Annotated in this window: 18 protein-coding genes; 5 read left to right on the top strand and 13 right to left on the bottom strand. The window is 56.0% G+C overall.

Annotation, left to right across the window (positions count from 1 at the left end; genetic code table 11):
* Positions 1-165 precede the first annotated feature (165 nt).
* Positions 166-651, top strand: a complete 486-nt coding sequence (locus QMK33_RS01410; protein ID WP_283562753.1) for a hypothetical protein — start codon at positions 166-168, stop codon at positions 649-651.
* Between the two features lie 93 nt (positions 652-744).
* Positions 745-1,251, top strand: a complete 507-nt coding sequence (locus QMK33_RS01405) for a DUF421 domain-containing protein (RefSeq protein WP_283562752.1) — start codon at positions 745-747, stop codon at positions 1,249-1,251.
* A 6-nt stretch (positions 1,252-1,257) separates the two neighbouring features.
* Here QMK33_RS01405 and QMK33_RS01400 read toward each other — a convergent pair whose 3' ends face one another.
* From QMK33_RS01400 to QMK33_RS01380, 5 genes are all read right to left on the bottom strand, one after another.
* Entirely contained in the window at positions 1,258-1,794 is a 537-nt protein-coding gene (locus tag QMK33_RS01400) for a hypothetical protein (RefSeq protein ID WP_283562751.1), read from the bottom strand.
* Positions 1,795-1,837: 43 nt separating this feature from the next.
* Positions 1,838-3,904 carry an excinuclease ABC subunit UvrB gene (gene uvrB, locus QMK33_RS01395; RefSeq protein ID WP_283562750.1) on the bottom strand — a complete coding sequence of 689 codons (2,067 nt, stop codon included), beginning with the start codon at positions 3,902-3,904 and terminating at the stop codon, positions 1,838-1,840.
* Between the two features lie 88 nt (positions 3,905-3,992).
* Positions 3,993-4,445, bottom strand: a complete 453-nt coding sequence (locus tag QMK33_RS01390; protein WP_283562749.1) for a hypothetical protein — start codon at positions 4,443-4,445, stop codon at positions 3,993-3,995.
* Between the two features lie 235 nt (positions 4,446-4,680).
* Positions 4,681-6,348, bottom strand: coding sequence for an outer membrane beta-barrel protein (locus tag QMK33_RS01385; RefSeq protein WP_283562748.1), 1,668 nt, complete (start codon positions 6,346-6,348; stop codon positions 4,681-4,683).
* Between the two features lie 17 nt (positions 6,349-6,365).
* Positions 6,366-6,995, bottom strand: coding sequence for an RNA polymerase sigma factor (locus tag QMK33_RS01380; protein WP_283562747.1), 630 nt, complete (start codon positions 6,993-6,995; stop codon positions 6,366-6,368).
* Between the two features lie 322 nt (positions 6,996-7,317).
* Between QMK33_RS01380 and wrbA the strand changes: the two genes are divergently transcribed.
* Positions 7,318-7,929 carry an NAD(P)H:quinone oxidoreductase gene (gene wrbA / locus QMK33_RS01375; RefSeq protein WP_283562746.1) on the top strand — a complete coding sequence of 204 codons (612 nt, stop codon included), beginning with the start codon at positions 7,318-7,320 and terminating at the stop codon, positions 7,927-7,929.
* Between the two features lie 66 nt (positions 7,930-7,995).
* On the opposite strand, the gene QMK33_RS01370 is transcribed toward wrbA, so the two are convergent.
* Positions 7,996-8,742: a shikimate dehydrogenase family protein gene (locus tag QMK33_RS01370; RefSeq protein ID WP_283562745.1), complete on the bottom strand. Its 747-nt coding sequence runs from the start codon at positions 8,740-8,742 to the stop codon at positions 7,996-7,998.
* An 82-nt stretch (positions 8,743-8,824) separates the two neighbouring features.
* Positions 8,825-9,463, bottom strand: a complete 639-nt coding sequence (locus QMK33_RS01365; RefSeq protein ID WP_283562744.1) for a DedA family protein — start codon at positions 9,461-9,463, stop codon at positions 8,825-8,827.
* Positions 9,464-9,578: 115 nt separating this feature from the next.
* Between QMK33_RS01365 and QMK33_RS01360 the strand changes: the two genes are divergently transcribed.
* Both QMK33_RS01360 and QMK33_RS01355 read left to right on the top strand, forming a co-directional pair.
* A complete protein-coding gene (locus tag QMK33_RS01360; RefSeq protein WP_283562743.1) occupies positions 9,579-10,502 on the top strand; it encodes a bestrophin family protein in 924 nt (307 codons plus the stop codon).
* Positions 10,503-10,711: 209 nt separating this feature from the next.
* Positions 10,712-13,648, top strand: coding sequence for a T9SS type A sorting domain-containing protein (locus QMK33_RS01355; protein ID WP_283562742.1), 2,937 nt, complete (start codon positions 10,712-10,714; stop codon positions 13,646-13,648).
* A gap of 82 nt (positions 13,649-13,730) precedes the next feature.
* Here QMK33_RS01355 and QMK33_RS01350 read toward each other — a convergent pair whose 3' ends face one another.
* The 6 genes from QMK33_RS01350 to QMK33_RS01325 all read right to left on the bottom strand — a co-directional run bounded on the left by QMK33_RS01350 (position 13,731) and on the right by QMK33_RS01325 (position 21,467).
* Positions 13,731-14,561, bottom strand: coding sequence for a phosphosulfolactate synthase (locus QMK33_RS01350; RefSeq protein ID WP_283562741.1), 831 nt, complete (start codon positions 14,559-14,561; stop codon positions 13,731-13,733).
* 126 nt (positions 14,562-14,687) lie between these two features.
* Positions 14,688-16,085 (bottom strand): tetratricopeptide repeat protein, encoded by a 1,398-nt coding sequence (locus QMK33_RS01345; RefSeq protein ID WP_283562740.1) that lies wholly within the window; start codon positions 16,083-16,085, stop codon positions 14,688-14,690.
* A 143-nt stretch (positions 16,086-16,228) separates the two neighbouring features.
* Positions 16,229-17,251, bottom strand: coding sequence for an NAD-dependent epimerase/dehydratase family protein (locus QMK33_RS01340; protein WP_283562739.1), 1,023 nt, complete (start codon positions 17,249-17,251; stop codon positions 16,229-16,231).
* Between the two features lie 46 nt (positions 17,252-17,297).
* Entirely contained in the window at positions 17,298-18,077 is a 780-nt protein-coding gene (locus QMK33_RS01335; RefSeq protein WP_283562738.1) for a tyrosine-protein phosphatase, read from the bottom strand.
* A gap of 8 nt (positions 18,078-18,085) precedes the next feature.
* The gene (locus tag QMK33_RS01330; protein WP_283562737.1) at positions 18,086-20,590 is read right to left on the bottom strand and encodes a polysaccharide biosynthesis tyrosine autokinase; all 2,505 of its coding nucleotides are present in this window, start codon (positions 20,588-20,590) and stop codon (positions 18,086-18,088) included.
* A gap of 52 nt (positions 20,591-20,642) precedes the next feature.
* Positions 20,643-21,467, bottom strand: coding sequence for a polysaccharide biosynthesis/export family protein (locus QMK33_RS01325; protein ID WP_283562736.1), 825 nt, complete (start codon positions 21,465-21,467; stop codon positions 20,643-20,645).
* Positions 21,468-21,600: the final 133 nt, after the last annotated feature.

The raw sequence follows: 21,600 nt of genomic DNA, 5'->3' as shown, positions 1-21,600 counted from the left end.
CTGCTGCCTCGTGTGATGAGGTGCCCGCCCCGGGAGCCAGGATAATAAGCATTTTTGTTTAACAATCTGATAATGAAGGTTAAACAACAAATAAAAAGCTTGCTATCCTATGCAACCTCCCTGCTTTTTTGCTGTTATTTTAAACCACTACTTTCCTGGCCCCCGATGAAAACTCCTGCCCCCGACGCCACCACCAGTAGCACCCCGGTTCGCAAGCGCACCAAAACCCGCCCCGCGGCCCGCCGCCGCACCGACGACAATACCTATACCGACCCCCAACTGCGCGAACGCCTGAGAACCGAGATTCGGGCCGCCGCCAAAGGTGGCGAGCCCGGCACCTGGAGCGCCCGCAAATCGCAGCTGCTCACGCTGGCCTACCAAAAAGCGGGGGGCGGCTACCTCCAGCTTCACCCCAACTCGAAGCAGAAAAGCCTGGCGCAGTGGACCGACCAGCAATGGGAAACCAGCGACGCCAAGCCCGCTCGCCGCGCTGGCGGCACCACGCGCTACCTGCCCACCAAAGCCTGGGACGCGCTGACCCCCGCCGAGAAGAAAGCCACCAACGAGAAGAAGAAAGCAGCCTCCAAAGCTGGCCGGCCGGCCGCTGCCAACACCGCCGCCGCCAAGCAGGCGCGCCAAAAAACTGAGTAGCTCGCCAGTAGCCTGCTCAGACCAAGGAGTTGCGGCCAACTACATTGGCAACGGCGCCGTACTGCTAGTCCTTTTACTAGTACCAGCTAAAGCATGAATGATTTTTTTGTAGAGCTGCTCGGCTTGCATGCCAAGGCTGATACCATTACAACCAGTCAAATTTGCTGGCGCACGGGTTTTATTTCCCTCGTCGCCATTTTACTGCTGCGTTTGTCGGGCCGCCGCACGTTTGCCAGTAGCAGCGCGCTCGAAACCATTGTCAAGTTTATGCTGGGCGGGCTGCTGAGCCGCGCTATTGCGGCTGCGGGGCCTTTTTGGCCCACCATTGCAGCGGCTACTACACTGGTAGTAGTGCACCGCGTTATTGCCTATGCCACATACTTTTTTCCGGCCCTTGGCCGGTTAATCAAGGGCGAGCCATCTATTCTGGCCGAGGGCAACCATATTCACTACGATGAGCTGCGCTTCGCCAGCTTTTCGGAGCAGGCCATGCGCGCCGCCGTACGCGCTGCGGCTAACCTCGACGACCTCAGCAAGGTTGAAACCGTGCGCTTGGAGCACGACGGCTCCGTGAGCGTCATAAAGAAAGAGAAGGAGTAAGCGGGTTTAGCGCCGCCGCAACAGGTAGACCAAGCCGCCCTCGTTGCCCATAGCAGCTACCTGAACCACTTCCCAGCCATCGGCAGCAGCCTCATTCAGAGAATTGGTTAGTGTGTTGAATGCCAAAGTGGCGCGTGCATTAAGCAGGTTAAGGCTGCGCGAAAATTGCGCTTTTTCTGCTTGCTGGTCCTTCTTAATATCAGCCGGAGTTTGGGGGCGCATCTTGCCCTTGCCATCTGGCACGAGCGTGCCTTTACTAGAAGTTACGGACACCATTGTACCCTGATACACCGTGCCCGGCGCAGACTCATTAAAAAGCAATGCGCCGGGCGAGGCGAAGCGAGTAGAGTCCTCTTGCACCAGCTCCTGCGTTTTGCCCCGAAAAGCCGGACTATAATGCAGCAACGGCTGGCCAGCCAGCCAACCAGTCCCTGCGTAAAAAACCTGCATATACACGGGCTTCGCCAGTTGTTGAGCTGCTGTGGTGGCTGGCTGACTGGCTAAGGTAACCAACGCTACAAGAAGGAAGAAATACTTTTTCATGGCTACTAGTAAGTTTGTGCCCAAATATAGACAGCTTCTCGTGCTAATCCCGCTTTCCTTTCAGCATTTGCTTTAAGGCACCCAATTCGTCGCGCAGCTTGGCAGCCTGCAAAAAGTCCAGTTCCTTAGCGGCGGCTTCCATTTTCTTTTCGGTAGTTTTGATGAGCTTTTCGAGCTCGGCGCGGTTCATCATGGCCACTACGGGCTCGGCGGCCATGGCCAGCGCGGCCCCGCCTTCGACGTAGGCGCCGGCCGGGGCCTGGGCTTCTACGGTGCGGTAGTCGGCCAGGTCAGTCTGGCCCATTATCTGGGCGTGTGATTTGCGCACGGTGCGCGGCGTAATGTTATGCTCTTCGTTATAAGCTTGTTGCGTGGCACGGCGGCGGTTAGTTTCGTCAATGGCGCGCTGCATCGAGCCCGTCATGCGGTCGGCGTAAAGGATAACTTTGCCGTTCTCATTCCGGGCCGCCCGGCCCATCGTTTGAATTAGCGAGCGCTGGTCACGCAGGAAGCCTTCCTTGTCGGCATCCAGAATGGCGACCAGGCTAACTTCCGGCAGGTCAAGACCTTCGCGCAGTAGGTTTACGCCAATGAGCACATCGACTTCGCCCAGCCGCAGGCGGCGCAGAATCTCCACGCGGTCCAGGGTTTTCACGTCCGAGTGGATGTATTCGACCTTGATGCCCAGGCGGTCCATGTACTTGCTCAGCTCCTCGGCCATACGCTTGGTGAGGGTAGTTACCAGCACACGGTCGCCAGCCTTCACGCGCTCGTCCACTTCATCAAGCAAGTCATCGACTTGGTTGATGCTGGGGCGCAGGTCAATAACGGGGTCGAGCAGGCCGGTGGGGCGGATAATCTGCTCCACCACCACGCCGTTGGCCTGGGTCAGCTCGTAGTCGGCCGGCGTGGCCGACACGAATACCGCCTGCCGGTACATGCCCTCAAACTCGTTGAAAGTCAAGGGCCTGTTGTCAAATGCCGAGGGCAACCGGAAGCCATACTCGATGAGGGCCGTTTTGCGGCTGCGGTCGCCGCCCCACATGGCCCGAATCTGGGGCATGGTGGCGTGGCTCTCATCCACTACCAGCAGGTAGTCGTCGGGAAAATAGTCGAGCAGGCAGAACGGCCGCGAGCCCGGTTCGCGGCGGTCGAAGTAGCGCGAGTAGTTTTCGATGCCCGAACAGTAGCCCAGCTCGCGTATCATTTCGAGGTCGAACTCGGTGCGCTCCTGAATGCGGCGCGCCTCCACGTCGCGGCCCTCCTTCTCGAAGTACTTGTGCTGCTGCACCATATCATCCTGAATCTCGTGGATGGCGGTGTTCAACGTTTCCTTGCCGGTCACGAAAAGATTGGCCGGGTAGAGGGTCATGTTCTTCTCATCGCTCAGCTTGCGGCCGCTCACGGGGTCGATTTTCTGAATCGCTTCAATCTCATCACCGAAGAAGAAGATGCGGTAGGCGTAGTCGGCGTAGGCTGGAAACACGTCCACGGTATCGCCCTTCACCCGAAACGAGCCGCGCTTGAACTCCACCTCGGTGCGCGAGTACAGAATCTGCACAAACTGGTAGAGCAGGTTATTGCGCGAGTAGCGGTGGCCGGGCGCCAGAAAAATAACATTCTTGCTAAATTCCTCCGGGTTACCGATGCCATAAATGCATGATACAGAGGCAATTACTACCACATCGCGCCGGCCGCTCAGCAGGGTGCTGGTACAATGCAGCCGCAGCTTCTCAATCTCCTCATTAATGGCCAGGTCCTTCTCAATAAAAACGTCGGAGCTGGCGATGTACGCCTCGGGCTGGTAGTAGTCGTAGTAGCTGATGTAATACTCGACGGCATTGTGCGGAAAAAACGCCTTGAACTCGCCGTAGAGCTGGGCGGCCAGCGTTTTGTTGTGGCACATTACGAGAGCGGGCTTGCCGGTTTCGGCAATGACATTGGCCATCGTGAAGGTTTTGCCCGTGCCGGTGGCACCCAGCAGCACCTGGGCCGGCTCGCCGCCGTTCACGCCTTTTACCAGTTCGGCAATGGCGCGGGGCTGGTCGCCGGTTGGTTTGAAGTCGGAAGTAAGCTGATACGTGGACATGCGAGGACGATAAGTGACCATAAAAAGGCCAATCTTCCTAACCCCAAACGAGCCGCCGGGGTTTCTGCACTTCCAAAAAAGCCACCTCCTTTTGGTTTCCGGGCTGGCGCTATTGCGCCCGCAGGCGCAGGGTGGCCACTGGGGCCGGGGTGTTGCTAGGGCTGGCCGGGGCGGGCCGCAGGGCTAGCAGGCGCGCCCAGTAGGGCTTCTGGTTGAGCGTTACGGCTACCGAGTCGATGGTGCCGGGCTGGTTGCGGGCATTGCAGCCCAGGCACAAGCGCAGGGAAACGGGCGGCGCCTGGCCCTCGCTTAAGCTAACGCCCACGGCCACGTAGCCCGCCGTGATGCACTGCACATCGGCGGGGCAGCGCGAGTCGCTCACCTCCGTGAGGGTGGCCTGCACGGTGTGCCCCGGCGTGAGGGCAATGGTAGTGGGCTGCTTGTAAACCAGCTCGGTGGGTGGCACCGGGGCGGCGTTACGCTTAGCAGTGGTAGCGCCGGGGTTGATGGTGCTACAGGCTAGCAGGCCGCCGGCGAGCATCAGGAAAGAGAGATTTTTCATAAGAAGCAGCCCGTTTGCTCAGCGGAAAGGACCAATAGCTGTACCCGTAAACTTCGGGAAGCCGCGCCAGGGGCACCGTAGCTGTGGTGCGCTGCAAGCTAACACAGTGGCGCGTAGCCAGGCGGGCACCCATAATTAGCGCGCCCGCTAAAATAACTAGCACTAAACGTAGAAATAGTGGCATAAGCTTGTTAATAGAAACAGCAAGGTAGCACTGCGAAGGCGATGAGCGCCTCTACTGAATCTTGAAGCCGCGCCCGAGCTCCACGCCGGCTTCCAGGCCAAAGCTGTAGGGGCGCTGCTGCTTCAGAAAATCCTGGTTGGCATTGGCATTGAGGCTGAGTACGCCCATCTCGGCCACCGGCCCCAGGTTGAGGGCCCACTGGTGCCCGGTGGGGCGGTACTGCACGCCGCCCCCGCCCCGCAGGCCCACCGACAGGTGGCGGTAGGGCGAGCTAACTGAGGTGGGCGTGTAGGTGCGGGCAGCTTCGGGGTTGTCCTCCACCTCGCTGCGCACGTTGAGCAGCGCCGTAACGAAGGCACCCATCCGGCCATAAAACGAAAAGCCGCTTTTAGTGGGGTTGGAGTAACGGGCCTCCACTGGCACGCTCACCGAGCGGTAGCGGTAAGAGGTACTCTGCAAGCGGGCGGCGGGCTTGGGCGCAAACACGGCTTGCGAGTAGGACAGGTCGGCTACCTGCTCGCCCACAAAGGCCACGGAGCTGGCCGAGCTGGCCGAGCTCTGCGTGAATTCCAGGCCGGTGCGCAGGCCCCAGCGGCTGGCCCCCAGCCGGCGCGTGGCCCACACGCTTAGGCGCTGGCCCAGGCCAGCGCGCAGGTTATTGCGATATTCGGCGGCGGCCGAGCGGGTGATGATGGGCGAATTCAGCCCAAACGCGGTATTGTACGAGTCGGCCGCCTTGGAGAAATCAATGTTGGGCTGAAACGCGCTGGCTGCGTAGGACACTCCGTATTGCCAGTTGCGCGCCAGCTCTAGCGGCGGGCCCGCCGCTACGGCCACGGTGGCTACGTCGGTGGGACGGCCCGCCAGGGGCAAGGCCGCCAGGCTGGCCCAATGCGTGGCCAGGCTGCCTTCACCCGTTGGGACTGCGCTGGCTAGCGCGGAAGCTGGCAGGGCATCCGCTGCCAGCTCATCGGCTGGTGTCCGGTTGGTAATCGCTGCGCCGTTGCCCACGCCGGCCCGCCCTGGTGTAGCGTTAGCCAAGCCACGCGTCGATAAGCCCAACGCCGCCGGCATTTCCTGGGTTTGGCCTGCGGCTTGCTCCTGCGTACTGAACTGGGCGGCCACCTGATTGCGGGCGGCAGCCAGGCGATTGCGGGTGCTAATCGCCGTCAGCTCATCAGCAGTCCGTGCTGTAGCAGGCTGCGCTTGCGTTGTCTGCCAATGGTTCAGGGCCTGGGTATAGGCTGCGGTAGCAGTGGGCTGAGTGGGGCGCGAGGCCGAAAGCGTAGTAGTTTGGTCGATAGGGGAGGCGGGGGAAAGCGAGGGAGAAGTAACCGCAACGGTAGCTTGGCTGGCTGCGCCCAGCGGGGCCGAAGTGGTAAGCTGGGTAGTAGTGGCGGCGCGCTGCGCCGTAGCCAGCCCCGGCCGGCCGGCCGCCGCGGGGGTGGCTACGGCCAGCGTAGCGGCAGTGGGGGCCGCCTGCTGCTGGCTGTGCCACCAGCCGCCGCCCGCCAGCGAAGCCAGCAGCAGGCTGGCCGCCACGGCCCACCGGTAGGCCGCCAGGCGGTGGCGGTACTTCTCGTTCTGGGCCAGTAGCAGGCGGTTGTCCAGGTGCTCCCACACCTGGGGGCGCGGGGGCACGGCCGCCGCCTCGCTCTCCAGCAGGTGGTGGCGAAATAGGTCTTCGAGGCTACCCTTGGGCGGGGTGGATGGGTTCATAACGGGCTAATGATAACTTACTTAGTAGGAGGTTGGAGGCGGGCAAGTTTATTTTGCAGTACTACGCGAGCCCGCGAATACTGTGACTTACTGGTGCCCTCCGAAATTTCGAGCATCTCGCCGATTTCGCGGTGCGTGTAGCCCTCAATGGCATATAGGTTGAATACCAGGCGGTAGCGGGGGGCCAGCTCTTGCACCACGTTCAGCAGCTCGCCGTAGGCGTAGCTGCTGAACGTAAACTCGTCGCTGGCCAGCGTTTCGGGGTAATCGCCGTCGCTCACGGCCACCAGCGGGGCGTTGCGGCGGTGCTGGCGCAGGGCGGCGTTCACCATGATGCGTCGAATCCAGAACTCCAGGGGGCACTCGCGCCGAAAGCCGGCCAGCGTTCGAAACACCGTGACGAAGCCCTCCTGCAACACGTCCTCGGCCTCAAACGTGGTTTGGGCGTAGCGCAGGCACACGGCCATCATGCGGGCAGCGTAGCGCTCATACAGCTGCTTTTGCGCCAGCTGGCGGCCTTGCAGGCAACCGTCGATTAATTCTTCTTCGCTCAGCACCGCGCTGGAGTTGGGGCGACTTGCGGTGAGGGGGCCGGTAGCTGGGGGCACGGGGTCATTGGCCAGCGCGGGCCAGGCAGCAGCACTCATGAGCCAAGCCGGGCCGGGCCGGGGTAGAAAGCTTTCAACATATGCGCTGCTAGCTGCGAATGAAAGATAGGTCTTTGCACGAAACCGGGCATAAGTACCTGCCCCGCCCCCTTAAGAAGCGTAAGCCGCGCCAAGCGTTGCAGCGGCATTATAAATAACACACTCGTAAGAGCTAATAATCTATTAAGTAACGAGTTGTGTTTTAGTCAATAAAATCCTTGGTGGCTATGAATATAGTAAATACCCAAGTAAAGCCCAACAGTTGGGCCTGGTTTGCCGTTGCTAACCAGCCGTAGGCAACTCACCATTTCCCCTTTTTTCCATGAAAACCCTCGTCCTGTTTTATTCCACCTATGGGCACGTTTGGAAGCTCGCCGAAGCCATTGCCGAGGGTGCCCGCGAAGTAGCTGGCAACGAAGTAGTTGTAAAGCGCGTGCCCGAAACGCTGCCCAAGGAAGTGCTCGACAAAACCGGGGCTACCGGTGCCCAGCAGGCCTTCGCCCACCTACCCGTAGTAACCCCCGACGAGCTGGTGGAGTACGATGCCATCATCTTCGGCACGCCCACGCGCTACGGCAACCTCTGCGGCCAGATGCAGACCTTTATGGACAGCACCGGCGGCCTCTGGGCCAAGGGCGCCCTGGTAGGCAAAGTTGGCGGCGCGTTCGTGAGCACCGCCACCCAGCACGGCGGCCAGGAAGAAACCATCCGTGCTTTCCACACCGAGCTGCTACACCACGGCTTTGTTATTGTGGGCCTGCCCTACGCTTGGCAAGGCCAGATGGGCCATGAGGAGGTAACCGGCGGCACGCCCTACGGCGCCAGCACCGTGGCCGGCGGCAAAGGCGAGCGCCAGCCCAGCGCCAACGAGCTGGAAGGCGCCCGCTTCCAGGGCCGCCACACGGCCGAGATAGCCAGCAAGCTAGCCAAGTAGCTGGCAGCCAATACCTAAAAAAGAGCGGGGGCGGCCTACCAGTTGGTAAGCCGCTCCCGCTCTTTTTTAGGCCTTGTTCCAAATAGCCCAGGCCGCTTCAGCTTGCAGCTCCAGCATTTCGAAGCCGTTTTTAGTGTGCGCCCCCGCCGCCTGGCCCCGCTGCAAAAACAGCGTTTCGCGCGGGTTATAAATAAGGTCGAACAGGTAGTGCGCCGGCGTGAGCGCCGCGTAGGGCAGGGGCGGGCACTTATCTACGGCCGGGTAGGTACCCAGCGGCGTGGTATTGATGATGAGCGAGTGGGCAGCCAGCACGGCCGGCGTGAGCTCGTCGTAGGTGAGGTGAGCACTCATGGGGTCGCGCGATACGAGCCAGTGCGCAATGCCCAGCTCGCGCAACGCCACGCCCACGGCCTTGGCCGCGCCGCCGGTACCCAGCACCAGCGCCCGGCCCGTGGCGTGCAGTGGCAGCGGGTAAAACCGGCGCAGCGACTCGCGAAAGCCCACGTAGTCAGTATTATGCCCCACCAGGCTGCCATCGGCCGTAAACTCGATAACGTTAACCGCCCCCACCAATGCGGCCGACGGGGCCACGCGGGTGAGGTAGGGCCATATCTGCTCCTTATACGGGATAGTGACGTTCAGACCCGCCAATTCGGGGTGGCGGGCCAAAAGCGGTACCAGGTCGCTGGCTGTGGCCAGCTCAAACAACTCATAGCGGCAGTCATCCAGCCCCAAGCGGTCAAACTTCTGACTGAAATAAGTCTGGGAAAACGAGTGGACCAGCGAGCGGCCCAAGAGCCCAAAAGTACGCATACGTGACTACGCAAAGGAAGAATGATAGCCTAAAATTACTTGGTAGTCAAGTAGTTATTCCTGAGTCAAGCACAGGCTTCCGCTACGCGGCGCGGCCCTTCAGCTTACTGCGCACAAACTGCCAGGCCGCCGGGGCTACCGATAGCAGCACAATGGCAATAACAACCAGTTCAAAGTTTTTCTGCACCGCCGGAATGTTGCCAAACAAGTAGCCCAGCACGCTCATCGACACCACCCACAGTACGGCACCCACCACGCAATAGGTGGCAAAGGTGCGGTAGCTCATGGTGCCCACGCCCGCTACGAAGGGTGCAAATGTGCGCACAATCGGCACGAAGCGCGCCAGAATAATCGTTTTGCCGCCGTGCTTGGCGTAGAAAGCTTGCGTCTGCTCCAAATAGCTGCGCTTCAGAAGCTTAAAGTCGCCCCGAAAAGCCCGCGGCCCTATTTTGTCCCCAATAAAATAGTTGAGGTTGTCGCCCAAGAAAGCCGCCAGCACCAGCAGCGGAATGAGCACGCTCAGGCTGAGGCCACCCCGCGCCGCCAGCGCTCCGGCAACGAAGAGTAGCGAGTCGCCGGGCAGAAAAGGGAAGATAACCACCCCAGTTTCGACGAAAACAATGATAAAGAAAAGTAGATAGAGCAAATTCCCATACTCCCGCACCAGCGTATCGAGGTCGAAGTGCACGAGCAGTTCAAAAAAATGTTTGAGTGGTTCCATAAGGTGAAGAAGTGAGCCCGCAAAGAACGCAAGGCTGGTACGAAGATTGCCAACCGGCGCCCCAACACGAGCCCACCGGCCTATGGCAAGGGACTCCGATTAAAAAAATACGCGCATGATTGTGTACAAAGGGGGCGACTGGTGGCAGGCGCTCCGGCATTTCCACACCTCCGCCGTTATCCGGCAGTTGCTGGTTCGCGTTAGCCTGGTAGGTGCCTATGGGGCTGCTATTGCTATGTGGGGCATCAACTACCACGGGGCCGTGCTGAGCATCAGCCGGGAGTACTTCTCCTTTCTAGGTATTTTGCTGAGCTTGCTGCTGGTGTTCCGCACCAACACTGCCTACGACCGCTACTATGAAGGCCGACGCGTGTGGGGGCAGTTAGTGTCGCAGTGCCGGGGCTTGGCCATCGAGCTCAATGCTGTGCTGCCCCGCGATGCCGCCGCTAGCCGCCGCTACTTTGCGGCCCTCATCTCCAACTTCCCGTTTGCCCTCAAGGGCTCCCTGCGCAACGAAATGAAGTTTGAGCAGATGGAAGCTACTCCCGATATTCTGGAACGACTGCGCACGGCTGAAAACGTGGCCGTTACCCTGCTGGCCGTTTTGCAGGAAAGTTTGGAGCAGCTGCGGCAGGTAGAAATCATCCGCGACTTTCATCTGCTCAACTTCAAGCAGCACTTTCTGGGCCTGATGTCGGTGAATGGTGTTTGTGAACGTATCAAGGCCACCCCCATCCCCTTTTCTTACACTTTTTTCATAAAAGCGTACATTCTTACCTTTATTGGTGTAATGCCGTTCGTACTTTTGTCAACATCTGGCTATTCCATGGTTCCTATTACTATGTTCGGAGCCTACGCCCTGCTTGGCCTGGAGATGATTGGCGAGGAGATTGAAAATCCCTTTGGCTTGGATTCCAATGACTTGCCTCTCACACAATTATCCAACAAAATTCGAGTTAGTGTGCATGACTTGCTTCAGGTCGAGCTATCTGACCAGAAAAAGGCGCTGGCCTCAGTGCCTTATAGTGTAGTGCACTAAGTAAGCCGTTTTGAGATGCGGGCACAATAATTGTACAGTGCTGCGACCATTAGAAAATTATACTCAATGAAGTCCGGGTGTAATTTTTTCAAGAGTAAATTTTTTTCCGCAAATACCTAACGTAACTGCTTATCCTCCGTAAAAGGCCGCACTCGCACCATGCGTAGCGCGATGAACAACTGATTCAACCCATTTTTTTTCATATCATAATGCAAATAACTACTTTTTTGCAGAGCTCAAGCCCTAGAATGGGGCTTGGACGAGCAACGTCAATGCTTCTCGCCATACTGCTAACTCTTGTGGGCAGGACTGCTGTTGCTCAGCAGGTAGGTAGCTCTACAGCTGACATTCGAAATGTTATAGTCACGTCTGGTGTAAGTACCAGTACAGTTAGTACAACTACTTATGATGCTATTCAAAGCACGGCAGGTGCTGGTAGATTCGCACAACGTAATTTTGGGACTCTTGATGTAAACGATGGCCGTCTACTTTTGCAAGGTGGTACAGTAGAAATTACTGAGACCAACGACGAGACATATGACCGCGCTTTCATTAATTACGGCGTATCATCCGGAACGTTTGCCAGTCCTCCCCTTGGTCTTGCACAAACGATAGAACTAAGCCAGACGGGTTATAACTCTTCTACTGGTGTCCGGACTTTTTCTCTAAGTAACGCGGCACGCGATATTTTAGCACTTGCTACTGTTGGTGGTACCAACAGTGGCAGCAATCGTTTCGACGTTACTGTTAATGCCAGTGGCAGCGCACCAGATGGTAATGGAGGCTTTGATGAAGTAGTTATAACTGGTAGTAATGTACGCCGCCGGTCTGTATTCACTGCTACTGGTATACCTTCTACCGTTAATATTAACACCAATAATATTCAGTTAGCGGCTGATGGCAATGCAACCCCAAGCCCTTATTATTTCCCCAATACAGGTACTGCGCCACAGTTTCCGGGTTTCAATTTCACGTCTTCACAGAATGCAGGCGGCACTCCTGGTGCTTTTGATATCAACAACGGTCAGCTACGTCTGCTGAATACAGCAGTAACCACCAACGAAACTGGCGCTAGCTCGGTTAAAAGCGTTATTCTGTATTACCGTACCCGCACAACTACGGGTGTTGTTGGTGCTTTTAACCCCATTACGCTGACTCAGTCGGGCGACATTAATAATGGTGTACGGACGTTCGTTATTGACCCCGCCTCCACTAACAACACCAACTCGCAGCCGAACCTAATTGCTACTCCGGCAGTCACAGCTGTCGGCAATTATGTGGTCGAAGTGTATTATCAGGCCAACGTATTTAACTCATCGGCAAGTACCACCACTACGGTTACATACCCTTCCAGTAGCAACAGTTCATTTGCGGCAACTTTCACGGTGGGTGGTATACCTATCGCTACCACTATCTGGACAGGGGGTATTAATGACAACTGGTTTGATGCGGGTAACTGGAGTGCTGGTGTTCCCACTGCTACCACTAATGCTCTTGTTAGAGACTTGGGTGCTGGTAATAGTGTGCCATACCCAAACATCTACTCTAGTGTTGTACGCACTGTTAATGACATTCCTAATGGCACTGTTTTGTACAATAACGCTACCTCCGGCCCGGCCCAGACGCGTAATTTCATAATGGGGGGTAGCTCACAGGCTTCGCGCTCGATTGCCCGCTTGGTAGTAGGTCAGCTTCAAGTGTTCGGTGACTTTGTCAATACCTATGACAGCTTTATCCAACGCGAAAACACCATCACGGAGTTTGCGGGGGGTGACCAGAATATCACGGGAGGTACTTTCACTCGGGTCGATATTTCGGGCGGCGGCACCAAGACGCTGGGTACATTGACGGGCTTGACAGGCGATACGAAGCCAAAAACAAGCGGGGTGATGAACGTATCGGAATCAATCAACTTCCTGACGCCAGGTGTATATGCTGCTGCTGCCAACCCATTAGCAGTCAATCCTTTTACCAACCTGGCTAATAATGCCGGAATACTAAGCACGGATATCACCAGCCCTTCTGCCAACAGGATAGTTTTAGCTGACCGGGGCGCGACTAACCTCAACAATGGCGCGCAGCTCAACGGTGAAACTGACAATGCTTTCTTGTTTGGTTTTGTAGTTACTACCCGGCAGGGCGTAAAGACCAACGAAAACCGAACCTACGGTAACATCGGAATAGAGTTGAATTTTATGGGTGCCAACGCTCCCGGTAACGTAGACGTAACCCGCAATACGGTGGAGTCTTATTCACCCCTGGCCGGCCGATTCGGTATTCGCCGCATCTTCGGCGTGCGTCCCTCCGACGCGGCCACCAACAGTGGCGGCCTGAACGCCACGCTGGTATTCCATTACCGCAATTCAGAAACAGTGAACCTGAATGGGCCTAATACCCAAACCCCAGGCACGGGTAGCATCCCGGAAGAGCGTCTAACGATTTTTGTATCTCAAAACTCGGGCAATACTTTTAGGCTGGTAGGCCGTGATGGCCCGGTAGATGAAGTAAAGAATACCGTAACCCGCACAGGCGTAACCACATTCGCCACTCTTACCCTTGGCGACATCGACAATCCGCTTCCCGTTAAGCTTGTTGCCTTCACGGCTACTCGCACCGGCAACGCAGCCCTCCTTAATTGGACGACGGCCTCGGAGCAGGACAACGCCGGCTTTGAAGTGCAGGTATCGACTGATGGCACTGCATTCCGTAAACTGGCTTTCGTAGCTAGCCAAAACGCCAATAGCGCGCAGAAAACAAACTACACGTATACCGACCAGGAAGAAGGTAAAACAGGCACTCGCTACTACCGCCTAAAGCAGGTGGACACAGATGGTACTGAATCCTTCTCGCCAGTGCGCACTACTAGCTTCAACGGTGCGGCCTCAGTGGCAACGACACTAGCTGGCTACCCCAACCCGTTCACCAATAAGCTCGAGTTCAACCTCGATGCTACAGCAGTGGGCGACGGTATGGCGCACGTGCAACTGATAGACATGACCGGCCGCATTGTTCGGGAACAGAAGTTGCAGGTAATCAACGCTACACTGACTCTAACCGACCTCGACGGCTTGCGCAGTGGCTTATACTTGGCCAAAGTGACCCTGCCGAATGGTACCACCCAGAAGGTGCGCGTGCAGAAGCAATAGCCTGTAAGTGAACGCAAAAAAGGCGGGCTCCTAATTGGGAGCCCGCCTTTTTTGCGTTCACTTGCTTTTATAAAGGAAGTTGCTAGCCTCGCGGCATAGACGTACCCGGCTTGCCGGTTTTGGCAGCAGGATGAAACATGGGGTCCACGGCATCCATATCTAGGAAGTGCGAGAACGTATCGCCCCGCAGGCCCAGGCGGATGGTTTCGAGGCTCACCATCTCATTGGGAGCAATGTTGCCCAGGTTTACGTTGGCCCCCAGCAGCTTAATAAACCATACCTGCTGCGCCTTCTGGGGCGCTTCCCAGATAATGCGCTCGGAGGGAATCTTGGTCAAAATCTCCTCCACCAAGCCCGAGCGGACTTCGCCAGTGCTACGGAAAAGGCCCACGTTGCCGCCCTCGCGGGCTTCCCCAATTACCTTAATGGCGCCGGCATCGAGCTCGGCCTGCATCTGCGAAATCCACTTGTAGGGTGGGATAATCTTCTCCGCATCTTTAGAGCCTACTTCACTCAAGACCTTTACTGACTTAGTCAACTCCCGGATAAACTCGCACTTGCGGCCGTGGTCAAGGTCGATGCTGCCATCCGAAACTTCAGCGTATTCCAGGCCAAAGTTGTCAAGCAGGCGGCGGTAGTCATCAAACTGATTGCGGATGATGAATGCTTCAAACAAGGTGCCGCCCAGGTACACCGGAATGCCAGCTTCTTTGTAAATTTCGAGCTTGCGCTTGAGGTTAGGCACTACGTAGGACGTGGCCCACCCCAGCTTAACGATATCAGTGTAGGGAGACGCCACTTCCAGGAAGTCTTCGACCTCACGTAAGCTTAGTCCTTTGTCCATCATCATGGTAAAGCCCTGCTCACGAGGCTTTTGAGTGCGTTCGGGAAGCTGCGAAAGAGAATAATTCATGCGTGGTAAAGCAGGCGCGGGCCCGGCAAAAGAGTAAGTAAAAAGCCTGCCCACCAAGTAGGTGGGCAGGCACAAAATTAGCTTAGAAAGCAACAGGCATTACTGAGCACTGGTGCAAGCACCCCACTACTTGCGAAACTGGTCGATGAGTCGTTGTAGCGCCGGTTGCTTTTGCAGCTCAGGAAAATAATCAAATAGGAGCGAATGCTGCTCGTAATTGAGCGTGAGCGCCGTTTCCAACTCCTGATAAGCCTCGCGCAGGCGGCCGGCGGCCAATAAATAGGCGCAAATCATGTAGTGAAAATGAGCCTCGTGCGGGTGCAGTTCCACAGCGTGCTGAAGCAGGTCAACTGCTTCCTCGTAGTGACCTTGCTCGTATAAGATGGCGCTCCAGCTCACCCAGCCGGTGGCCTCCTCAGGGGCTACCTCGGTGGCTTTTTCGTAGGCTTCCAGCGCACTTACGATGTTACCAACCTGGTTTTCGGCCGCACCCAAAGCGGCCCAGTACTCGCCGCTTTCGCTATAGAGCTCTACGGCTTTGCGAAAGAAATGGAGTGCTTCGTAAGGACGCTCTTGCTCTTGCAAAAGCACACCCTGGCCAAACCAGGCTTCGTCCATTTCGGGGTTCAGGTCCAGCGCCTTGCGGTAGTACTGACGGGCCTGCTCCCAAGACCGCAGCTTTTCGTAGCATTCGCCAATATTGCACAGGGCTTCGTCGGTAGGCTCACCAGCGGGGTAGCTCAACTCAAACTCCGTGATGGCCCGCTGATATTCTTGCTGGCACACATAAGTGTCAGCCAACCAGTGGTGAGCATCATAAAAGTCTGATTCAATGACGATTGCATAATCAAAGGCAGCACCTGCCTGCTCGTATTTCTCAAGCCGGTAGTAGTACTGCCCCAGGTTATACCAAGCCACGGCCGAATAGGGGTCGTCATCGGTAAAGCGCTGGAAGAACTCCTCGTGCTCCGCCATACGGTCGCTAACTTCCAGGCAGTTAAGTAGCTCCTGCACGGTTGTTTCGTTGTCAGGGTGCAGGCGTAGACTATGCTTGTAGTGCCGAGCCGCGCTCTTGTACTTCTGCCAGCTTTGGTAAGCCAGGCCCAGGTTGAAGTGAATGTCCTCGCGGTCGGGGTTGCTGGCCAGCGCCGCTTGAAAGAAGCGCACGGCCTCCTCAAAATCACCCCGCTGGGTGGAGATAATGCCGCGCGTCACGGCTACGTCGGCATTATCGGGGTCGAGGCTGGCTACACTGGCAATTTGGCGCTCGGCTTCGGCATAATCGCCCCGCATGGCAGCAATCTGCGCCCGGTCAATTAGGAGTTCAGTTGAAAACGGGTATTGGCTTAGCGCAGCCTCGCAGGCTTGTTGAGCCTTGTCGAAGGCGGCACTCGTTACGTAATGGTCAATAATTACTTCAAACTCTTCTAGGTCAAAGAATACGGCCTCGTCGTGGGCCAGCATTCGCTCATAGCGGCGCACCATATCCTGGGCGGCTCGCGGGTCATCAAATGGTTCGTTCATGCGCATAATTGTCACGAAGTATAACGGGTAACTCCTATTCGCTCGGTGCACTAATTTGGGGCCAAGGCCAAGCGCCAGCCATAGGCTTGCCAACTACATCAAGCCCCCATGCTAATAGAAAAAACGGGACTGCCCGCTACTCGCTAAGATACAACCGTGGGGAGAGTTGTCCGGTTCGTTTTAGTGGCCTGGGCCAACCAGGCGACGGTTTCGGCCAAGGGGCGAAAGGCTAAGCCAGTAGTGCGGGTGGCCTTGCTGGCGTCGTAGTATACTGGCCGGCGGCCAGCGCGGGCCGTGTCGCGGGTAATGAGGGGGCGCGCTCCGGTAAGTAGGGCCCGGCCGTGCTCTAGGCGCCAGATGATTTCGGCAGCCCAGTTGGGCACGGCGGTAGTGGGTGGCCGCCGCCCGAAGGCAGTGGCCATTTGCTCTAGGAAATTCCCTACTGGATGCAGCCCCCCGTTAAGGATATAGCGGGCTGAGGAGAGAGCAGGCAGGTCGAGGGTAAGGCGTAGTAGCTGGCTCACCACATCTCGCACGTCCACAAAGTTAACCTGCCCCTGGGTGTAGAAATAATGCTCATCGTAGGCATAGCGGAGTAAGCGAGTGCTGCTGCGGTGCCAGTTACCGGGCCCTAATACCACCGACGGATTTACGATAACGGCCGATAGCCCCTCGGCTACTCCGCGCCATACTTCCAGCTCGGCTAGGTACTTGCTGGTGGCGTAGGTTGGGTGGCTGGCCCCCAGGTCCCAGGTGGCCTTTTCATCTAGGCGGCGCGGCGTGGCCGTAGGTTCGAGCGCTGAGTCGGCGGCGGGCTGGCCCAGCGCCGCTACCGAAGAGACGTATCCCAACCGGATGGCTGGATGGCGCAGGCAGGCATCGACAATAGCGGCCGTGCCCTCCACGTTCACGCGTAGCAGTTCGTCCTCATCCTGCGGAGCGTAGGAAACCAGGCCGGCGCAGTGCAATACGTGGGTTATTTCCGGCGTTAGCACGCTCTCCAGCAAGGTTACATCCAACAGGTCGCCTTGCACCCATTCAACCCCGGGTACCTCGGCCGGGGGCGTAGCCCCGCGGTAGAGGGCCCGGATACCCAGCCCACGGGCAATTAACGCTTGCAGCACAAAAGAGCCGATCAGGCCCGTGCCACCGGTTACAAAAATCATAGCGCCAAAAATAATTTCCTGAGTAGCGAAGGCTCTGACTCGGGCTTTATAAAGTGTTGTTGAGCAGGGGCAGGGCCATCAGCTTATGAAAATAGGTTGATTTCAACGTTTTAGTAGCCAGCGCGGCCGTGTGACGCAGGTGGTGCGTATCGGTACCGACAAAGTCTACCAGCCGGGCATCAATCAACTTCTCCGCAACGTGGCGCGCCGCCGGTGAGTAGTAGCCCGCCAGCGAGTTGAGGTTTAGCTGAAGCAACACGCCTTGTTCCTGACGCAGCTTTTCTATTTCTGCAAAACGCCCGTAGAAATAGACGTAGCGTTCGGGATGGGCCAGCACGGGGCGGTAGCCCGCTGCCTGCAAGTTAAAAATGGTCCCATTGAGGTTAAGCGGCTCGTTGAGGTAAGATGTTTCAATGAGCAGGTAGCGCCGCTCACCGCCAAACGTCAGCAACTCTGTACCATCGGCCAGCTTGCGGCCCAGCCACTCGTCGAGGTAGTATTCGGCCGCACACTCCAGCACTACATCAGACAAGCCCGCTTCGGCCGCCGCTGTGCGCAACAGGCTAAGGGCAGCCCGGATGCCTTCGGGCGTGTTCTTGTAAAAGTCGCCCATGATGTGGGGCGTCATAATGAGCTTGCTAAAGCCCAGGGCCCGCAACTCCCGCAGCAGGTCAAGGCTATGGGTTAGTGTTTCGGCTCCGTCGTCTAGGCCTGGCAATAGGTGCGAGTGCATATCTACCGCCAGGCTGGCTAAGGGCGAGGCAGCCAACTGCAGGTTATCCGTCGCTGGTTTACGGGCGAATAAATTTTGCCAAAATGTTGACATAAAGCTACTTAGCTAAATAGCCCTTTGATGCGCTGGCTTAGCGTAGGCTTTTTGGTGGGCTCTTCATAATAGCCCATGCCAGTGGAGCCATAGCCGTAGCCATACCCGTAGCCATACCCGTAGCCGTAGCCGTAGGAGCCCTGCGCTTTGGCATCGTTGAGGATGGTTGACATGCGCGTAAATTGGTTGTTACGCATCATCCGGTTCATGTTTTTGAGGAAAGTTTTGCGTGAATAGTTGGCGCGCACAATGTAGATGGGTACGTCAGCCTTTCGCATGATGAGGATACCGTCCGTTACCAGGCCTACCGGTGGGGTATCAATCAAAATCACATCATACGTCTGGTACAATTCCTCCAGCATCTTGTCAAAGCGCGGGTTCAATATCAGCTCCGATGGATTGGGAGGCGTGGGCCCCGCCGAGATAAAATCCAGCGATTCGATACTAGTGTGCTGAATGCATTCAGCTACCGAATGCCGGTCAATTAGAATAGTGCTGATGCCTCGCACGTTTTCAGCATCAAAAGCCAGGTTGACCTTGGGCTTGCGCATGTCAAGGTCAAGGATGACCACTCGCTGACCCGACAGGGCAATAATACCTCCCAGGTTGACCGTAACAAACGTTTTGCCTTCTCCCGAAATAGTGGAAGTAACCGAAATAAGTCGCTTCTTATTGGATGGACTTATAAAATCCAGATTAGTACGAATGGAACGAATAGCTTCCGATACCGAGGATTTTGGATTTTTATCCACTACCAGCCGCGAAACATTCAGCTTTTCCTTGTCGTAGGTTGGAATCACGCCTAGTACTGATGCCTTGGTATTCCGCTCCAACTCACTCACGCTGGTGATAGTATTATGCATCAAATAGCGCGTGGCAATCAGGCCCAGGCTCAACACCAAGCCTCCTGCCAGGCCTATTGCATACACCAGAAATTTAACGGGCGAGATAGGCGCATCGGGGGCATAAGCCGGCGAGAGAATCTGAAAATCGGCGGTAGTACCTGCGTTCTTGATATTATACTCTACCTTTTTTTCCAGCAGCATTTGGTACGTGCTGCCATATAGTTCCAGCGGGCGTCTGAGGCGCTCTAATTCGGTGGCCTTACCAGGCAGGGACTGCAGTTCCCCGTTTATCTGGCCCTGCTGGCCATTTAGCAAGCTCAACTGGTCGCGTAGCTGCTGCTGAGCTTGCCGTAACTGGCGCTGCAAAGCAGCACGAGCAAAGCTAACCTGCGACCGTATTTGAGCCAACGCCTCTGTTTTATCGGTGTAAGAGCGTTCTACTAGCCGCAGTCTTTGCTGCAACACGTTTAGATTGTTAAGCTGCTGGGTAACCGATGCGTCATTGAGCATGGCTAGGCCAGGAACAGATTCTGCCAGCGTTGCATCTTCATTGAGGGTGAGTCGTTCCTGTGCAGCAAGTTGCCCTACCTGGGTAAGTAGTGTGAGCCGCTGCTCCAGTTCCAGTCGGCCTTTTTGGATTTCGGCTAGCTTCTCACCAAGTCCCTCTAATTGCCCTTTTGCATCATAGGTACCATTACGTTCGGCAAAATCCTTGAGATTATCCTCAGCCTTTGCTAAGTTGATGCCGTTTGCGGCCAGTTGCTGATCAAGGTAAGCCAGTGCTTTTTCCGTAGACTCCTGTTTGCGAGCCAGTTTAGCGTCGCGGTAAACGCTGTCCAATACGTTTACAATGCGCTGGGCCTTAATGCGGTTGTTATCCAAAAAGGAAATCTGGATGGTATTGGCACTAGGGTTAAGTACTTCAGCAGTTAGGTTTTTGTCGAGATAGGCATTAATAGTATTATCCTCAAGTAGCGTAAAGTGATACGGGGTTTCGGAAGAACCACTATTATTCAACGCAATAGTCGTGGGTTCCAGCTTAAATGATATACCCGGTAATTGCACTAACTGCCCAACTGCGTAAGTGCCTCCTATTGACTCAGTTCCGGTAGCAACGGATAGCTGGTAACTTTTGGCGTTTATGTATTCGATATTAAACTTCTTATTATAATAAGCAGGATTGCTAATTGTATACGTTACTTTAAACGGGCAATTACCGAATAATTCGGTTTCCAATACGGTGCCTTGTGTGTAATAATTGACATCAAGCGGAATTACTTGTTTCAGCCGGTTATACGTCAGGTTCGATTTAATCAATTCTACCTCACCCGACAACTGGGATGACCGATTGTCACTACCTCCTGCTCCTGCTAAGGCTCCTAAGCCAAGGTCGCTGGCATTACTGCGCTCATCTATTTTTAATATGGAAGATGCCTTGTAAATGGGTTTAGTGTAGCGGATATATAACCAAGAACTCGTTAGGCCGAGCATAACGAGTAGGGCTGCCCAAGGCAAGCTTCGCCGCACGGCCATTACCAGCGTGCTGAGGTCAAAGCTGCCCTCACCGTCAGTATCATCATCGGCCGGGCTAATAGTGGCTGCCGCAGAACCTTCAGCCCCGGTTGACGTGCGCCTTATTAGCTCTTCCAACTCTGCGTTTTCGCTCATTGCCATAGTAGTAGCCTATTCAAGTTTTTGTAAGTTTGGCGATAAAACGAATTTATCTTTTATTCAGAACAAGAATGGTATATAAAATACTTAACGTGCTTATTAAGCTAGTAGTCAATGTTATAACTGGCCCTGCATCAACCAAAGAATCTAGCAGTGGCCGGCGCAAGGGCTGAATGTAAATAATGTCATTCGGCTCAACCTGCAAATTGCCTCGGCGCATTCCTTCTAAGGTGTTCAAATTAATAAATTGCACTTGTGGGTTTTTTAAGTCGCCCCTGATGATACGGATATTGTCGATTCGGCCCCCATTACGCGCAACACCCGTGCCACCTGTTGCTCCTCCGTCGGGGCCGCCGGCTAGTGCCAGCACCTCAAGTAAGTTCATGTTGTCGTTGGCCAGCGATACTACCTGCCCACCAGGTGCTCCCAGAATAATAACCCGATTGTTGGTAACAGCCGTTTTGATAAACGGCTCTTTGTAATATTCACTGTAGCGTATTTTGAGAACGCTATCGGCTTGAATGAGGCTTAGGCCTTGCACTACTACGCGGTCGACTAGCGGTAAACGCACGGTACCGTCTGCTTGTACTACAAACTGGGTTGCACCAGGCGAAGCAGTGCCTGCCTGGCTGCCCCCACGCTGCCCGGCGCCACTAGCGGCAACTGGCGGGGCCTGACTTATTCCTCCAGTACCAGAACCGCCGAAGCGCAGTTCCCCGTTAGGGTCAATGAGCTTTTCACCCTTGTTTGTATAAACCTGCACGCTCAGCAGGTCGTTTGGGTGGATGGTATAGTTGCGGGCCGTGCGATTAACGGCGCGCCGCAATTTGGCCGTGTCCACTACGCCATCTGCCCCTTCGGTAAGTTGAAACATTGTGCGCTGATTGTAGTAGCGGCTGGTGGCACACGAGGAAAATAAGCAGAGCACCGGCAGGGCCAGAAGCAGAAACCGTTGAAATGGCCGGAGCAAGGGCATGAACGAAAGAGCCAAAGGAGGGTTTGTGCAA

The organism is Hymenobacter sp. H14-R3, assembly GCF_030063445.1.
In the GTDB taxonomy this organism is placed as follows: domain Bacteria; phylum Bacteroidota; class Bacteroidia; order Cytophagales; family Hymenobacteraceae; genus Hymenobacter.
Note: the sequence above shows the minus strand (reverse complement) of the source record. Positions and strands in the feature narration are given on the sequence as shown.